At 71.9% G+C, this 14,524-nt stretch carries 14 protein-coding genes and 1 riboswitch; of the genes, 7 read left to right on the top strand and 7 right to left on the bottom strand.

Translation table 11 applies throughout. The features are described from left to right. Positions 1 to 103: 103 nt before the first annotated feature. From D466_RS0113045 to D466_RS21740, 5 genes are all read right to left on the bottom strand, one after another. Entirely contained in the window at positions 104 to 655 is a 552-nt protein-coding gene (locus D466_RS0113045; protein WP_018914159.1) for a hemerythrin domain-containing protein, read from the bottom strand. Positions 656 to 708: 53 nt separating this feature from the next. Next, entirely contained in the window at positions 709 to 2,352 is a 1,644-nt protein-coding gene (locus D466_RS0113050) for a DUF5666 domain-containing protein (RefSeq protein ID WP_018914160.1), read from the bottom strand. Positions 2,353 to 2,621: 269 nt separating this feature from the next. Continuing rightward, positions 2,622 to 3,359, bottom strand: a complete 738-nt coding sequence (locus D466_RS0113055; RefSeq protein ID WP_038166235.1) for a glycine zipper 2TM domain-containing protein — start codon at positions 3,357 to 3,359, stop codon at positions 2,622 to 2,624. Positions 3,360 to 3,468: 109 nt separating this feature from the next. Continuing rightward, complete coding sequence (locus tag D466_RS0113060) at positions 3,469 to 4,173, bottom strand: LrgB family protein (protein ID WP_018914162.1); 705 nt, start codon at positions 4,171 to 4,173, stop codon at positions 3,469 to 3,471. After that, complete coding sequence (locus D466_RS21740; RefSeq protein ID WP_081629948.1) at positions 4,170 to 4,604, bottom strand: CidA/LrgA family protein; 435 nt, start codon at positions 4,602 to 4,604, stop codon at positions 4,170 to 4,172. The genes D466_RS0113060 and D466_RS21740 overlap by 4 nt, the downstream gene beginning before the upstream one ends. 137 nt (positions 4,605 to 4,741) lie before the next feature. Here D466_RS21740 and D466_RS0113070 point away from each other — a divergent pair, with 137 nt between their 5' ends. The 3 genes from D466_RS0113070 (at position 4,742) to D466_RS0113080 (ending at position 7,442) form a co-directional block, all read left to right on the top strand. Continuing rightward, positions 4,742 to 5,632, top strand: a complete 891-nt coding sequence (locus D466_RS0113070) for a LysR family transcriptional regulator (protein ID WP_018914164.1) — start codon at positions 4,742 to 4,744, stop codon at positions 5,630 to 5,632. Positions 5,633 to 5,761: 129 nt separating this feature from the next. Further along, the gene (locus tag D466_RS21745) at positions 5,762 to 6,643 is read left to right on the top strand and encodes a Crp/Fnr family transcriptional regulator (RefSeq protein ID WP_231385722.1); all 882 of its coding nucleotides are present in this window, start codon (positions 5,762 to 5,764) and stop codon (positions 6,641 to 6,643) included. A gap of 103 nt (positions 6,644 to 6,746) precedes the next feature. Then, the gene (locus tag D466_RS0113080) at positions 6,747 to 7,442 is read left to right on the top strand and encodes a response regulator transcription factor (protein ID WP_018914166.1); all 696 of its coding nucleotides are present in this window, start codon (positions 6,747 to 6,749) and stop codon (positions 7,440 to 7,442) included. 92 nt (positions 7,443 to 7,534) lie between these two features. Here D466_RS0113080 and D466_RS0113085 read toward each other — a convergent pair whose 3' ends face one another. Beyond that, positions 7,535 to 7,849 (bottom strand): c-type cytochrome, encoded by a 315-nt coding sequence (locus D466_RS0113085; RefSeq protein ID WP_018914167.1) that lies wholly within the window; start codon positions 7,847 to 7,849, stop codon positions 7,535 to 7,537. A 226-nt stretch (positions 7,850 to 8,075) separates the two neighbouring features. On the opposite strand from D466_RS0113085, the gene D466_RS0113090 reads away from it, so the two are divergent. From D466_RS0113090 to gcvP, 4 genes are all read left to right on the top strand, one after another. Next, positions 8,076 to 8,336 (top strand): TIGR04438 family Trp-rich protein, encoded by a 261-nt coding sequence (locus D466_RS0113090; RefSeq protein ID WP_018914168.1) that lies wholly within the window; start codon positions 8,076 to 8,078, stop codon positions 8,334 to 8,336. Between the two features lie 221 nt (positions 8,337 to 8,557). After that, positions 8,558 to 8,662, top strand: a riboswitch (glycine riboswitch). Positions 8,663 to 8,716: 54 nt separating this feature from the next. Further along, positions 8,717 to 9,898, top strand: a complete 1,182-nt coding sequence (gene gcvT / locus D466_RS0113095; RefSeq protein ID WP_018914169.1) for a glycine cleavage system aminomethyltransferase GcvT — start codon at positions 8,717 to 8,719, stop codon at positions 9,896 to 9,898. A gap of 72 nt (positions 9,899 to 9,970) precedes the next feature. Continuing rightward, positions 9,971 to 10,345 (top strand): glycine cleavage system protein GcvH, encoded by a 375-nt coding sequence (gene gcvH / locus D466_RS0113100; protein WP_018914170.1) that lies wholly within the window; start codon positions 9,971 to 9,973, stop codon positions 10,343 to 10,345. A gap of 82 nt (positions 10,346 to 10,427) precedes the next feature. After that, positions 10,428 to 13,355: an aminomethyl-transferring glycine dehydrogenase gene (gene gcvP, locus D466_RS0113105; protein WP_018914171.1), complete on the top strand. Its 2,928-nt coding sequence runs from the start codon at positions 10,428 to 10,430 to the stop codon at positions 13,353 to 13,355. A gap of 52 nt (positions 13,356 to 13,407) precedes the next feature. Here the strand turns inward: gcvP and selD are convergent, their stop codons facing one another. Then, positions 13,408 to 14,481 (bottom strand): selenide, water dikinase SelD, encoded by a 1,074-nt coding sequence (selD, locus tag D466_RS0113110; protein ID WP_018914172.1) that lies wholly within the window; start codon positions 14,479 to 14,481, stop codon positions 13,408 to 13,410. Positions 14,482 to 14,524 lie beyond the last annotated feature (43 nt).

Below are 14,524 nucleotides of genomic sequence, written 5' to 3' on the forward strand. Positions count from 1 at the left end.
TGATCTCCTCGGAAATTGGAATGCGAGGAGCTTAGCCTGAGCCTTCCCGAACCGGATATCGGGACGGCCCGTCCCGATGTAACCGAAAGCTACGCGAGCAGACTCAGTGGGGATCGGCGATGCCGCGGCGCAGGCGCATCGCGCGGCCCATCGCGTCGAGCTGTTCATCGCCGAGCAGGCGCTGCGCCATCGGCAGCAGCTCCGCCTCCTCGAAGGCGATGTGCGCGCGGTAGGCCTCGACGAATCCGTGGGCCAGCTCCGCGTCCAGCTCACGGCTCGCGCCGCTCTCGATGGCCTGCAGCGCATCGCGCAAGGCCGCCCAGCGCTGTTCCAGCATGCGGTGTTCGTTGCGCACCCTGCTCATCATGTCGCGTATGCACACGGCGTCGGAGCCGGCCATGGCCTCCAGCAGGGCGGGAAACAGGTCCTGCTCCTCGTCGGCGTGGTGGTCGCGCGCGGCGGTGTCGAAATAGCGCCGGATGCGCTCGATGGCCTCCAGCGCCTGGCGGTCGGCGCCGTGGGCGGGGAGGTGTTCGAGCAGGCGCTGCAAGAGCTCGCACTGCGCCTGCACGCGGCCGTGGCAGGCCGCGAGCATTTCCAGCGGAACCTCGAAGCCCGCGGATGGGGCCGCGCGGCCCTGTCCGATGATGTCCATGATGGCTTTCCTGTGGCTGCGGCTGCGTCGGCGGGCAGCGAGCTTCAAGCTTCTCAGTGTTCGTCGACGGTGATGGCCCGGGCCAGCTTCACGCCGGTGCGGGGGTCGATATCGAACTGTACGTCCGCGCGCACCCCGTCGGCCAGTACACCACCTCGCACGGCCACGCCCTGGTCGCGGATCTCCAGCCCGTTCACGCGCAGGCGCCCGGCGCCGAGGCGGTGCACGACCCCCGCGGTGCGCAGCACGCCCTGCGCGACCGAAGCAGGGCAGAACACGATGTTGTCGGCCGCCAGTCCCGCGGAGGTCTGCCTTGCCTGCACCTCGACGTGGCTTCCGTCGGCCAGATGCTCCACCGTGCCGCCGCTGAACACGGCGTTGCGCGCGATGCGGACCATGGAGGCCATGGTCACCCCGGACTCCGACCAGCTGAGCACGAAACTGGCGGCCTGCGGGTCGTACTGGCTCACCGTGCCTTGCAGGTCCACGGTCCCTCCGTCGGGGGCTCCGGAGAGCACGCGCAAGGCAAGGGCGCGCACGCGGCTGGGCGCCGCCGGGTCCACGCTTGCCCGAAGGTCCACGAACACGCCGTTGCCGAGCTTGCCGTCGAAGGAAGCCGCCGAGGCGCCCACCGGCACGCCCCGCACCAGGAAATGGGCATCGTCCACGAAACCTGTGATGTTGCCGCGCAGCTTCACCGGCGCGCCGAGGGCGGCGTAGGGCTGGACGCCGGTGGCCAGCACGTAGTCCGCGCCGGGCACGACGCGCCCGGTGACGGTCACGTAACTCGGCTGGCCCAGGTCCTGCAACTGCGAGGCCACGACGGAGTTGGCGGGAACGACCGGGATGCCGGCGACCTCGTAGCCTCCGGAGGCGGGCAGGCGCAACAGCCCCGCGATGCTGGCTGCGCCCGAGGCTCCCAGCAGGCTGCGCACGCGCACCACGCCGGCCCGCAGCACTCCGCCCTCGATGGCTTGCGCGCTCCACACGTTGACGGTCTGCCCGTCGTGCGGCTTGCTGCCCACCGGATAGATCTGCGTGTGCGCGTCCATGCGCACGCGCACGCCGCCCAGCAGGAAGCTGGTGGCGCCCGCGTCCAGTCCGGCCACCTGGCCGGTGAGCCGCACCGAGCGGGTCCATACGGGGCGCTGCACGATGCGGGTGGCCTGCAGGAAGGCCTTGCCGTCGGCGCCGATGCCGAAGGCTCCGTCGACTTCCACCACCATCGTGCCCGCGTGCAGCCCGGCAGGGCCCGACAGGCCGGCGAAGAAGGTCAGGGGCCCGGCGCGGGAGTCGGCGTTCACGCGGACTTGCAAGCCGTTGACCGTGAAACGCCTGCCGCCGGCGGATACCGCCTGCACGGGGCCCACCAGATCGGGCTGCACCAGGGCCACGCTGCCCCCCGCCGAGCGCACCAGTTGCAGGCGCTGACCGAGTCCCACCGCGTCGGGTGCCTGCGCGGCCCCGGGTGCGTTGTCGTCGAAATAATGCGGGGGCGCGCCCTCGACGCTGCGCTGCTCGATGTCCACGCTGCCGAAGCCGGTGACCGTGCCCAGCGAGATCGCGCCCTCGCCGGCTCCAGCGCCGGCGTCGGGGTCGGAGGCCAGCGTGGAGCCGCCGCCGCAGGACACGAGCAGCCCGAGCACGAGCGTCGCGCCCACCAGGCGTGCCATGCGCGCACGGGACTTGCCGATCAAGAACGCTCTCCCTGGGCGCCCGCGGAGCTTGCCGGGGCGGCACCGAATGCCCCGCGCCCGTCGCCGGGCGCCGAATCGCAGCCGGTCGGGGCCCGCCGCAGCTCCCGCCCGAGCCCCGCGAGGGGCTTCAGGCGCCGGCTGCCGGCGCGGCCGTTTCCACGGCTGGCGTGCCAGTCCCCCCGGGTCGCGCCGCCGTGCTCGGCCCCATGGCCGCTGGCGGATTCGCTTTGTTCATGCATCGACTCCCCGCATGGTAGCGGGGAGCGCGGTCACATCGGGCTGATCGCGCCGTTCGCTCCCATCCGCACGCGCTGGCCCACCGGGGGCGCGCTGTTCAGGGTGAACTCGTGCGTGGCTCCGTCGTCCATGCGGATGCGCACCTGGTAGACCGTGGTGGCGTCCATGCGCTTTTGCACCTCGTTGCCGGCCACGCCGCCGCCGACCGCGCCGATCACCGTCGCCGCGGTGCGGCCGTTTCCGCCGCCGACCTGGTTGCCCAGCACGCCGCCCAGCACGCCGCCAACCACCGCGCCCAGGCCGTTGGAACTGCCCGGACGCTGCACCGGGGTGACAGATTCCACGGTGCCGCAGTCATGGCACACCGGTGCCGCGGCGGGCGCGGCCTGCTGCGCGAAGGTCTGCGGCTGAAAGCTCTGCGCACCGGAGTTGCGCGCGGAGCCCGTGGCCTGCCCGCCGCGTTCGCGTTCACGCTCCGAGGGGAAGTTGTTCGGTGCCCGGCGCGCCGGGCTCGTGCCGGTGACGGCGACGGCCGAGCGCGGCTGTTGCCCGGAGGCCGCCTGCGAGCCCTGGGCGGAAGACGTCGGCGCGGGTGCGCTGGCCCCGGCGCTGGCCGTCGAACTTGCCGGAGCCTGCGGGGAACCCGGCACGCTGATCTTGTACAACACGGCGGCCAGCAGGATCACGATCAGCGCGCCGATGGTCATCAACGCGATCCACACGGCTCGGGGAATCGTGCCCGTGTTCTCGGGGGGAGTGGGAGTGGACATGGTGATATTCGGGCTGGATGGGGTGTCGGGAGATTGCTTGAAGGTACTTCAACGCAATGACCAGCATTTTCGCCGACAGAGGCCGGCGCCGCCAGCGCATGCTGCGGCTTCAGCCGAACCAGTGCCCGATCCACGGTGCCAGCAGCACCATGGCGATGCCGGCGAACACCATGGTCAGGCTGGACACTGCGCCGCTCTCCGGGTCGAGCTCGTAGGCCCGCGCCGTGCCCGCCGCATGCGCGGCGGCCCCCAGCGAGGCGCCGCGCGACATCGCCGAGCGCAGGCCGATCCAGCCCTGCACGGCCTCGCCCGCCAGCAGCCCGAACACCCCGGTGCCCAGCACGCACAGCGCCGCGATGTCGGGCGAGGCCCCGAAGTAGCCCGAGGCCGCCATGGCGAAGGGGGTCGACACCGAACGCGTGAGCATGCTGCGGGCCAGGGGCTGCGGCAACTCGAACAGCCGCGCCATCAGCCACGACCCCAGCAGGCCCAGCGCCAGGCCGCTGAGCACGCCGGCGGCCAGGCTGAGCGGATAGCGGCGCAACAGCGCACGGCGTTGGTAGATCGGATAGGCGTAGGCCACGGTGGCCGGGCCCATCATCCACATCAGCCAATGGGTGTCGCGCAGGTACACGTCGTAGTCGAGCCCGCTCAAGTGCAGCAGCGCCAGCAGGACCAGCGGCGCCGTCACCAGCGGCTGCAGCCACACGCGCCGGTGGCGCAGGTACAGCCAGCGGGCCAGCGCGTACAGCGCCAGAGTGGCCAGCAGGCAGGCCGCGCTGGCCAGGGAATCGACATGCGCCGAGGGGTTCATCGTGCCTGCCCGCCGCGTCCGGGCCGCGCCTGGCGCGCCCGTTCCCAGCGCAAGGTGCGCTCGACGGCCAGGCCCGTGCCCACCAGCACCAGCAGGCTGCCCAGCGCGATGGCTCCCAGCAGGCGCAGGCCGCTGTGCGCGAGCAGAGGGCCGAAGCGAACGACCGCCAGCAGCGGGGGGATGAAGAACAGCAGCATCTGCCCGAGCAGCCAGTCGGCGCCGGCGGCCAGGCGATGTTCCGGCAGGATTCCCGCGGCCAGCAAGGCCAACACCAGGAACAGCCCGCCGACCGCGGCGGGCAGCGGCCAGTGCAGCCGTTGCAGCAGGAACTGCGCCGCGAACCACACGCCGATGAAGAACAGGACCTGCACCGCGGCGCGCAGCGGATGCGAACCCGCGCCGGGCGGGCGCTGGCGCAGATTCGATTCCATGGGGATCATGTCGGACACCTCGGCGGGCGGGATGCTGCCATGCGGCAAGCGATGAAGCGCACTGTAGAACGGGGGCGGCATTCCCTGAATGCTGGCGTGGTATATATTCCATTCCTGGATGGAATGGAGCGGGGACCATGGAACTGCGTGCGCTGGAAGCCTTCGTGCAGGTGCTTCGATGCGGGGGTTTCACGGCCGCGGCGGACCGCCTGGAGACCACCCAGCCGACCGTGAGCAAGCTGGTGGCGCAACTCGAACGCGAACTGGGCCAGCCGCTGTTGCGCCGTGACACGCGCCCGGCGGTGGCCACCGACGCCGGACGCCTCGTGCAGGCCCACGCGGAAACCATGTTGCTGGCGGCCGCCAACATTCGCGCGGGCCTGTCCGACCTGGGGCAGGCACGCAGCGGCGAGTTGCGGATCGGCATACCTCCCCTCGGGCCGCAGTTGTTCGTGCCCCTGATGCATGCCTTCAAGCTGCGCCATCCCGGCATCGAGCTCAAGCTGTTCGAGGACGGCTCCAAGGCCATCGAGGCGGCCATGCTGGCCGGCGAACTCGAACTCGGCGGCCTGCTGGCGCCGCTGGACGAGCGGCGCTACGAGCACATGATGCTCATCGACGACCGCCTCGCGCTGCTCGCACCCGCGCGTTCGCGCTGGAGCAGGCGCCCGGTGGTGCGCCTGGCCGAACTCGCCGAGGAATCGCTGATCCTGTTCCTGGCCCCCTACATGCTCAACGAGCGCATCGAGGAGGCCTGTCGCCAATGCGGCTTCGTGCCGGACATCGCGGGGCGCAGCGGGCAGATCGGCTTTTTGCAGGAACTCGTGCGCAGCGGGGTCGGCGTGGCCCTGCTGCCGAGTTCCGAACTGCGCCATCTGGCGGCGGAGGACTTTTCCGTCTCCACCCTGATCGAGCCCGTCATTCCCTGGCGCATCGACCTCGCGTGGCTGCGCGGGGCCTATCTGTCGCACGCCGCGCGGGCCTGGCTGGACGTGGCGCGCAGCGAGCGCGGCATCCAGGCCGCGTGATCGGGGAAACCCCGAGGGGTACATCGGGGCTTCTCTGATGGGGAATGTAGCCAATTGTTTCTAGCATGGTCTCCAGGTCGGCACCGCACGTGCGGCCAGCTCAGCCATTCAGCCTTGAGGGAGGCGCACATGAAAACTCCTGGAGATTTCGATCGGCTGGGCGACGGCGCATCGCGCGTCGCAGCGCCCGTCGCCTCGGCAGCCTCGCCCTGCTCGATGTGCTTTCACCGCAGGACCTGCCTGCCGGCGGTGCTCGCCGAGGACGGCGCGGCATCGTCCCTGCAGGCCCTGGTGGGCGCGCCGATACGCGTGGCCAAGGGCGCCCGGCTGCTGCGCTCCGGTCAGGCCGCCAAGCGCGTGTACGTGCTGCACAACGGAGCCTTCAAGTCCCTCGTCGGCCTGGCCGACGGGCGCCAGCGCATCGTCGGATTTCATGAAGCGGGCGACTGGCTGGGCCTGGAAGGCATGTCCGGCGCCTATCGCGCCGACCTGGTCGCGCTGGAGCCCTCGCAGGTCTGCGAGATCGATCTGCGCCAGCTGGAAAGCCTGGCCACGCGGGTGCCCGCCCTGCAGCGCCATCTCTGCCGGGCCATGGCGCAGGCCCTGGTGCACGCGCAGGGCCAGCAGTTCGCGCTGGGCAGCATGCACGTGCGCGAACGCCTCGTGCGCTTCCTGCTGGAGCTGTCCAGGCGCTACGCGGAACGCGGCCTGTCGCCCGACGAATTCACGCTGCGCATGAGCCGCGAGGACATTGGCGAGTACCTGGGATTCCGCCTGGAAACCGTCAGCCGGGTGTTCACCGAGCTGCACAGGGCCGGCATCATCGCGCTGGCCCGCCGGCGCGTGCGCCTGCTCGACCACCGGGCCCTGCTGGACATCCTCGAAGGCAGCGCGCGCCCGGAACGCGAGACGGCCCCTGGCGTGGTGGCTCGGGTGGCCGCCAGCGCGCTGTTCGCGGCGCGCCAGGCGGCACAGGGGCTGCCGCGGCGCGAGGCGGCGGTGGCGGCTTGATGCGCCGGCCCGGCGCGCGGGAGGCGCCGGGCGCGGCCCTTGCGGCCTGCCCGCCGCATGGGCTACCTTCGTACCCGTCGTCCCGCCCGCGTCCTTGGAATCCGTGAACCCAGCCGACCTTCCGCCCGAGCAGGACGCGCCCTCCGCGGGCACGCAGTCGCATCCGTGGCGCATCCTGATCGTCGACGACCATCCGCTGGTGCGCATGGGGCTGCGCAGCCTGCTGGAGGCGGAAAGCGATCTGCGCGTGTGCGCCGAGGCCGGCTCGGTGGCCGAGGCCATGGCCACCGCGCGCAAGCACCATCCCGATCTGGTGATCACCGACCTGTCGCTGGGCGACGGCAACGGCCTGGAACTGATCAAGCGCCTGCTCGCTCAGCATGCTGAGCTGCGGGTGCTGGTGTGCTCGATGCACGACGAAAAGCTGTTCGCGCTGCGCGCGCTGGCCGCCGGCGCCTGCGGCTACGTGGGCAAGGAGCACGCGGGGCGCCACGTGGTCGAGGCGGTGCGCCACGCGCTCGCCGGCCATATCTGGCTGAGCCAGTCGATGACCGACCAGGCGCTGTCCAACGGCGGCGCGCGGCCCCCAACGGACGCGGTGGCAAGCCTGACCGATCGCGAGCTGGCGGTGTTCGAGCTCATCGGGCGCGGAATGGGTCCGTCGCAGATCGCCGCGCAGATCCACCTCAGCGTGAAGACGGTGGAGACCCACCGCGAGAAGATCAAGAAAAAGCTCAACCTGCAAAGCGGCGGCGACCTGACGCGCAGCGCCATGCAATGGGTCGAGCGCCAGCGCTGAGGCGTGGCGAGGACAAAAAAAACGGCGCAAGCCTTCGCTCGCGCCGTCACGTGCCGGCTTGCGCGCGCCCGAAGGCGCGCGCCGGCCCGGAATTACTTCTTCAGGGTCAGGATCCAGCCCACCAGTTCCTTGGCTTCGGCCGGGGTGACCTGCGGGTTCGCCGGCATCGGCACCGGGCCCCAGGTGCCCGATTCACCGTGCAGCACGGCGTTCACCAGCTTGGCCTCGGCTCCGGGCTTGCCGGCGTACTTGGCCGCCACGTCCTGGTAGGACGGGCCGACCAGCTTCTTGTCGACGGCGTGGCAGGCCAGGCAGTTCTTCGACTTGGCCAGGGCCATCATGTCGGCGGCGTAGACCTGCGACATCGCGGCGACGGCGAGGCCGACACCAATGACGAGTTTCTTCATTCTCGATCTCCAAGGTTGAGCGAAGCGTTTGCGCTGCGGCTGTGCGATAAACGCAGCTGTGCGCGGGCTCGTTGACCGCCACCGCGAAAAAACGCGCCCATCGTCGAACAGCACCGGATATGCTACCCGAGGCGCCGGCGAAAGACCGCCGCCTGGGCCGTGCAAGGCCCGTGAACGTTTGAAATATTGATCGTGATGGATCGCCCATGCGGGTAGGAGAGCTTCGATGTGGATTCTGCTTGTTGCAATCCTGCTACTGGGACTGAAGCTCGGCGCGGTCGGGCCCTTCGCCACCCTGTCGTGGTGGTGGATCGGCATTCCGCTGGGCCTGGCCTTCCTCTGGTGGGAGATCATCGACCCCATGTTCGGCGTGTCCCAGCGCCGCGCCATGGAGAAGGTCGAGGATCGCAAGGCCGAGCGCAACGCGCGCGCCCGGCGCAACCTGGGCCTGCGCTCGCCGCGCGACAAGAACGCCAAGGGGCCCTGAGCCGCGCGCGGCCACCGGCCCTCGGCGTCCGGGCGAGGCCCCGCGCTTGCCGGGGCCTTCCTTTGGGCTACACTTCGCGCCGTCAGGAGAGAGCCTGGAGCGCGCGTGCCGACGCGCCGCGCAACGGGCCGCCGAAGGCGTAAGCGCCCTGCATGGCCCGTTCGGGCCCTGCGGCGCGCGTACCGCGCAGGCACCAGGACTGACGGGGCTCCGGCAACGGGGTTCACCTCACTGGAGAGCGGCGCCGCGCAGCGGCGTCCACCGAAGGGGCAAGCCCTGGCGCAAGCCGGGTCAATCTCTCAGGTACCAAGGACAGCGGGGGACGGGAAAGCGTCGCGGAACACCTTCCGCGGCGCGGTCTGAGTTCCAAGGAGCCTCGCATGTCCGACGCGAAAGCGTCCGCCCAAGCGGACGATCTGCAGCAGACCCCGCTGCACGAATTGCACCTCAGCCTGGGCGCCCGCATGGTGCCTTTCGCGGGGTACTCCATGCCCCTGCAATACGCCAAGGGCATCGTCGCCGAGCACCGCCACACCCGCGAGGCCGCGTCGTTGTTCGACGTCTCCCACATGGGCCAGCTGCACGTGCGCGGCGAGCAGGCCGCCGCCGCGCTGGAAAGCCTGGTTCCGGTGGATCTGCAGGGCCTGGCCCGCGGGCGCCAGCGCTACGGCTTCCTGCTCGACGCGGGCGGGGGCATTCTCGACGACCTGATGATCACCCACCGTGCGCGCTCCGGCGCGGCGGGCGCCGGCGGCGAGTTGTTCGTGGTGGTCAACGCCGCGCGCAAGCAGCACGACCAGGACTGGCTGAGCGGCCACCTGGGGGCGCGCTGCGAGATCGAGGCCATGCCGCGCCACGCGCTGCTGGCGCTGCAGGGCCCCGCGGCCGCGCAGGCGCTGCAAAGCCTGATGCCCGCGGTGGCGCAGCTGCGCTTCATGGACGCCGCCTGGGTCGCGCTGCCGCCCAGCGTGGGCGACGCCGAGGTCTTCGTCAGCCGCAGCGGCTACACCGGCGAGGACGGCTTCGAGATTTCCGTGGCGGCCGAGCATGCGCAGGCGCTGGCCGCGGCCCTGCTCAAGCTGCCCGGCGTGGCGCCGGCCGGACTGGGCGCGCGCGACACGCTGCGCCTGGAGGCGGGCCTGTGCCTGTACGGGCACGACATGGACACCACGACCACGCCGGTGCAGGCGCGCCTGCAATGGGCCATTCAGAAGGTGCGGCGCAGCGGCGGTGCGCGCGCCGGCGGCTTCCCCGGAGCCGAGGTCGTGCTGGCGCAGCTCGACGACCCCGCCCGCCTCGGACGCGTGCGCGTGGGCCTGCGCGGCCTGCAGCGCGCGCCGGTGCGCGAGGGCGCGCGCCTGCTCGACGCCCAGGGACGCGAGGTGGGCAGCGTCACCAGCGGCGCGCTCACGCCGAGCGCCGACGCGGCCATCGCCATGGCCTACGTGCAGACCGCTTGCGCCGCCGCCGGCACCGAGCTGTACGCGCTGGTGCGCGACAAGCGCCTGCCCATGCAGGTGGTGGACATGCCCTTCGTCGCCCACCGCTACGCGCGCGGCTGAATCCCCCTTTTTTTCGCAAAGCCCGCGCGCGCTGCGCGCTCACCCTCGATCATCCCCGAACCGGAGTTCTCCATGACCACCAAGTTCACTTCCGACCACGAATGGGTCCGCATGGAAGCCGACGGCACCGCCACCGTGGGCATCACCGCGCATGCGCAGGACGCGCTGGGCGACGTGGTGTTCGTCGAGCTGCCGGCAACCGGGCGCAGCTACGCGCAGAAGGACACCGCCGGCGTGGTGGAATCGGTGAAGGCGGCCGCCGACGTGTTCATGCCCATCGCCGGCGAGGTGGTGGCGGTGAACGACGCGCTGGTGGCCGACCCCTCGCTGGCCAACAGCGATCCGCAGGGCGCCGGCTGGTTCTTCCGCGTGCGTCCCAGCGACTCCGCGCAGTTCGACGCGCTGCTCGACCAGGCCGCCTACGACCGCCTGCTCGGCGACGCCTGAGCGAAGCCCGAACCACGCCTGAACGACGCCCGAGCAGCGGTCCGCGAGGCCGCCGCCGGCTCGCATTCGCACCGAGGTCCCCATGTCCCAGACTGCCGCATCCCCCTTTCCCGGGCTCGCCGAGCTCGAGGACGCCGAAGCCTTCCGTCGCCGCCACATCGGCCCCGATGCCCACGAGCAGGCGCACATGCTGCGCGTGCTGGGCCAGCGCGACCTGGACAGCCTGATGCGCTCGGTGATCCCCGAGTCGATCCGGCGCGACGCGCCGATGCAGCTGCCGGCCGCGGTGGGCGAGCAGCAGGCGCTGCGCGAGCTGCGCGACGTGGCGCGCGAGAACCGCGTGCTGCGCAGTTTCATCGGCCAGGGCTACGCCAACGCCCACATGCCCGGGGTGATCCGGCGCAACGTGCTCGAGAACCCCGCCTGGTACACCGCCTACACGCCGTACCAGCCGGAGATCAGCCAGGGGCGCCTGGAGGCGCTGCTGAACTTCCAGACCATGGTGGCCGACCTCACCGGCCTGGATGTGGCCAATGCCTCGATGCTCGACGAGGCGACCGCGGCCGCCGAGGCCGTCACGCTGGCCCGGCGCGTGTCCGACCACGCCAGCAACAGCGTGTTCGTCGCCGACGACGTGCTGCCGCAGACCCTGGAAGTGCTGCGTACCCGCGCCGAGCCCATCGGCTTGCAGCTGCAGGTCGGCCCGGCCGCGCAGGCGGGGCAGGGCGAGCATTTCGCGGTGCTGCTGCAATACCCCGGCGTGGACGGCGGCGTGCACGACCTGCGCGAACTCATCGGCGGGCTGCGCGCGCGCGGCACCCTGGTGATCGTCGCCGCCGACATCCTGGCGCTGACGCTGCTGGCGCCTCCCGGCGAACTGGGAGCCGACATCGCCGTGGGCAACACCCAGCGCTTCGGCCTGCCCCTGGGCTGCGGCGGCCCGCACGCCGCCTACCTGGCAGTGCGCGACGCGCTCAAGCGCCAACTGCCCGGGCGCCTGGTCGGCGCCAGTGTCGACGCCCAGGGCAACAGCGGCCTGCGCCTGGCGCTGCAGACCCGCGAGCAGCACATCCGGCGCGAGAAGGCCACCAGCAACATCTGCACCGCGCAGGTGCTGCCGGCGGTGCTCGCGGCGATGTACGCGGTCTATCACGGCCCCGAAGGCCTGCTGCGCATCGCGCAGCGCGTGCACGCCTACACGGCGCTGCTGGCCGACGGCCTGCTGGCGCAGGGCTGGGAACTGCGCCATGCCAGCTATTTCGACACCCTGACCGTGCTCACCGGCACGCACACCGAGGCCGTGCACGCGGCCAGCGTGGCCGCCGGCATCAACCTGCGCCGCGCCGGCGAGGACCGCGTGGGCATCGCGCTGGACGAGACCGTCGAGCGCGAAGACCTGCTCGCGCTGCTCGGCGTGTTCGCCGCGGTGCGCGGAGCCGCCGCGCCGCGGCCCGGGCTGTTCGAGGCGGCGGCCGCCGGCATCGAGCCGCGCTGGCCGCGCTCGCTGGCGCGCCGCGGCGCCTACCTGACCCATCCGGTGTTCCACGCCCACCGCAGCGAGACGGAGATGCTGCGCTACCTGCGCCAGCTCGCCGACAAGGACATCGCGCTCGACCGCGCGATGATCCCGCTGGGCTCGTGCACCATGAAGCTCAACGCCACCAGCGAGATGGAGCCCATCGGCTGGCCCGAGTTCGCCGCCGTGCACCCCTTCGCGCCGGCCGAGCAGCGCCGCGGCTACCAGCGCCTGGCCGAGGAACTGCAGGCCTGGCTGGCGCAGGCCACCGGCTATGACGCCGTGAGCCTGCAGCCCAACGCGGGCTCGCAGGGCGAGTACGCCGGCCTGCTAGCCATCCGCGCCTGGCACCACAGCCGCGGCGACGCCGCGCGCGACGTGTGCCTGATCCCCTCGTCGGCGCACGGCACCAACCCGGCCTCGGCGCACATGGTGGGCATGCGCGTGGTGGTGGTGGCCTGCGACTCGCAGGGCAGCGTGGACCTGGACGACCTGCGCGGCAAGGCGCGCGAGCATGCGGCGCGCCTGGCTGCGTGCATGATCACCTACCCCTCCACCCACGGCGTGTTCGAGCCGCGGGTGCGCGAAATCTGCGACATCGTGCACGAGCACGGCGGGCAGGTCTACGTGGACGGCGCCAACATGAACGCCATGGTGGGCCTGGTCAGCCCGCCAGAGTTCGGCGCCGACGTCTCGCACCTGAACCTGCACAAGACCTTCTGCATTCCCCACGGCGGCGGCGGCCCCGGCGTGGGCCCCGTCGCGGTGCGCGAGCACCTGCGGCCCTTCCTGCCCGGCCACGTGGCGGCCGGCGAGGGGGCCGGCGCGGTCGGCGCGGTGAGCGCCGCCCCGCTGGGCAACGCCTCGGTGCTGCCGATCGCCTGGATGTACATGCGCATGATGGGCGCGCAGGGCCTGCGCGAGGCCAGCGCGGTGGCCATCCTCGGCGCCAACTACCTGGCCCGGCGCCTCGCCCCGCACTACCCGGTTCTGTACAGCGGGCAGGGCGGCTTCGTCGCCCACGAATGCATCATCGACCTGCGCGCGCTGAAGGATTCCTGCGGGATCACCAACGAGGACGTCGCCAAGCGCCTGATGGACTATGGCTTCCACGCGCCGACCATGAGCTTTCCGGTGCCCGGCACGCTGATGATCGAGCCCACGGAAAGCGAGTCCCTGGCCGAGCTCGACCGGTTCGTCGGCGCCCTGGTGGCCATCCGCGCGGAGATCGCGCGCGTGGAGCGCGGCGAGTGGCCGCGCCAGGACAACCCGCTCAAGGCCGCGCCCATCACGGCCGCGGTGGCGCTGGCCGACAGCTGGGAGCACGCCTACACGCGCGAGCAGGCGGCCTTCCCGGTGCCCGAGCTGCGGCGCCACAAGTACTGGGTGCCGGTGGGGCGCGTGGACAACGTGTGGGGCGACCGCAACCTGCAATGCGCCTGCCTGCCCGTGGCGGAGCCCGCCGCGCAGCAGCCCGAGGCGCAGGCGGCGTAGCGGGCCCGCGGCGCCGGCAGGCGCCCGTTGCCAGCCGGCGCCGCCCAGGCGCCTACACCACGCGCACGCGGGGTTCCCCCGCGTGCATCTCGCCGATCACCGCGGCGTGCTCGAAGCCCTCGGCGCGGAACACCTCGAGCACCCGCGGCAGGGCGCCCGGCGCGCAGCTCAGCAGCAGTCCGCCGGCCGTCTGCGGGTCGGTGAACAGGCTGCGCGCGAGCGGGTCGGCACTGTCCACGTCGACCTCGCCGCCGTAGCTGTCCCAGTTGCGCGCGGAGGCTCCGGTGAGCAGCCCGGAGGCGGCCAGTTCGCGCACGCCCGGCAGCAGCGGCACGGCGTCGGCGCGGATGCGCGCGCCCAGGCCGGCGCCGCGGCACAGCTCCAGCGCGTGGCCCAGCAGCCCGAAGCCGGTGACGTCGGTGATCGCGTGCACCTCGTCGATGTCCGCCAGCAGCGGGCCCGGCGTGTTCAGGCGCGTGGTGGCGTCCAGCATGTGGCGGTAGCCCTCGGCATCCAGGCGGTCCTTTTTCAGGGCGGCCGAGTAGATGCCCACGCCCAGGCCCTTGCCCAGCACCAGCAGATCACCGTCGCGCGCATCGCGGTTGCGCCGGATGCGGTCGGGGTGGCCGATGCCGATCACCGCCAGGCCGTAGATGGGTTCCACCGAATCGATGGAATGCCCGCCCGCCACCGGGATGCCCGCCCGCGCGCAGGCCTCCTGCCCGCCGCGCAGGATGCTGGAGATGGTCTGCGGCCCCAGCACGGCGATGGGCATGCCCACGATGGCCAAGGCCAGCAGCGGGCGCGCGCCCATGGCATAGACGTCGGAGATCGCGTTGGTCGCGGCGATGGCGCCGAAGTCCGCCGGGTCGTCGACGATGGGCATGAAAAAGTCGGTCGTCGCCACCAGCGCCTGGCTGTCGCTCAGGCGCCAGACGGCGGCGTCGTCGGCGGTCTCGATGCCCACCATCAGTTGCGGAGGCAGGATCTGCGGCGCATGGCGCCGCAGGATGTCGCTCAGCACGCCGGGGGCGATCTTGCAGCCGCAGCCGCCTCCGTGGGACAGCGAGGTCAGGCGGGGTTCCGCGCGGGCGCTGCCGTCGGCGGGGGAAATCGGATCGGACATGGAAGCTCGACGATCGGGTGCGGGGTAGGCGGGCGCGCAAGGC

It is taken from the genome of Thiomonas sp. FB-6, from assembly GCF_000377645.1.
Classification (GTDB): Bacteria; Pseudomonadota; Gammaproteobacteria; order Burkholderiales; family Burkholderiaceae_C; genus Thiomonas_A.

Bases quoted from the DNA above. Each gene is read 5' to 3' on its own strand.
- D466_RS0113045 (WP_018914159.1), bottom strand. From the start codon at position 655: ATGGACATCATCGGACAGGGCCGCGCGGCCCCATCCGCGGGCTTCGAG.
- D466_RS0113055 (WP_038166235.1), bottom strand. From the start codon at position 3,359: ATGTCCACTCCCACTCCCCCCGAGAACACGGGCACGATTCCCCGAGCC.
- D466_RS0113060 (WP_018914162.1), bottom strand. From the start codon at position 4,173: ATGAACCCCTCGGCGCATGTCGATTCCCTGGCCAGCGCGGCCTGCCTG.
- D466_RS21740 (WP_081629948.1), bottom strand. From the start codon at position 4,604: ATGGAATCGAATCTGCGCCAGCGCCCGCCCGGCGCGGGTTCGCATCCG.
- D466_RS0113070 (WP_018914164.1), top strand. From the start codon at position 4,742: ATGGAACTGCGTGCGCTGGAAGCCTTCGTGCAGGTGCTTCGATGCGGG.
- D466_RS21745 (WP_231385722.1), top strand. From the start codon at position 5,762: ATGAAAACTCCTGGAGATTTCGATCGGCTGGGCGACGGCGCATCGCGC.
- D466_RS0113085 (WP_018914167.1), bottom strand. From the start codon at position 7,849: ATGAAGAAACTCGTCATTGGTGTCGGCCTCGCCGTCGCCGCGATGTCG.
- D466_RS0113090 (WP_018914168.1), top strand. From the start codon at position 8,076: ATGTGGATTCTGCTTGTTGCAATCCTGCTACTGGGACTGAAGCTCGGC.
- gcvT (WP_018914169.1), top strand. From the start codon at position 8,717: ATGTCCGACGCGAAAGCGTCCGCCCAAGCGGACGATCTGCAGCAGACC.
- gcvH (WP_018914170.1), top strand. From the start codon at position 9,971: ATGACCACCAAGTTCACTTCCGACCACGAATGGGTCCGCATGGAAGCC.
- gcvP (WP_018914171.1), top strand. From the start codon at position 10,428: ATGTCCCAGACTGCCGCATCCCCCTTTCCCGGGCTCGCCGAGCTCGAG.
- selD (WP_018914172.1), bottom strand. From the start codon at position 14,481: ATGTCCGATCCGATTTCCCCCGCCGACGGCAGCGCCCGCGCGGAACCC.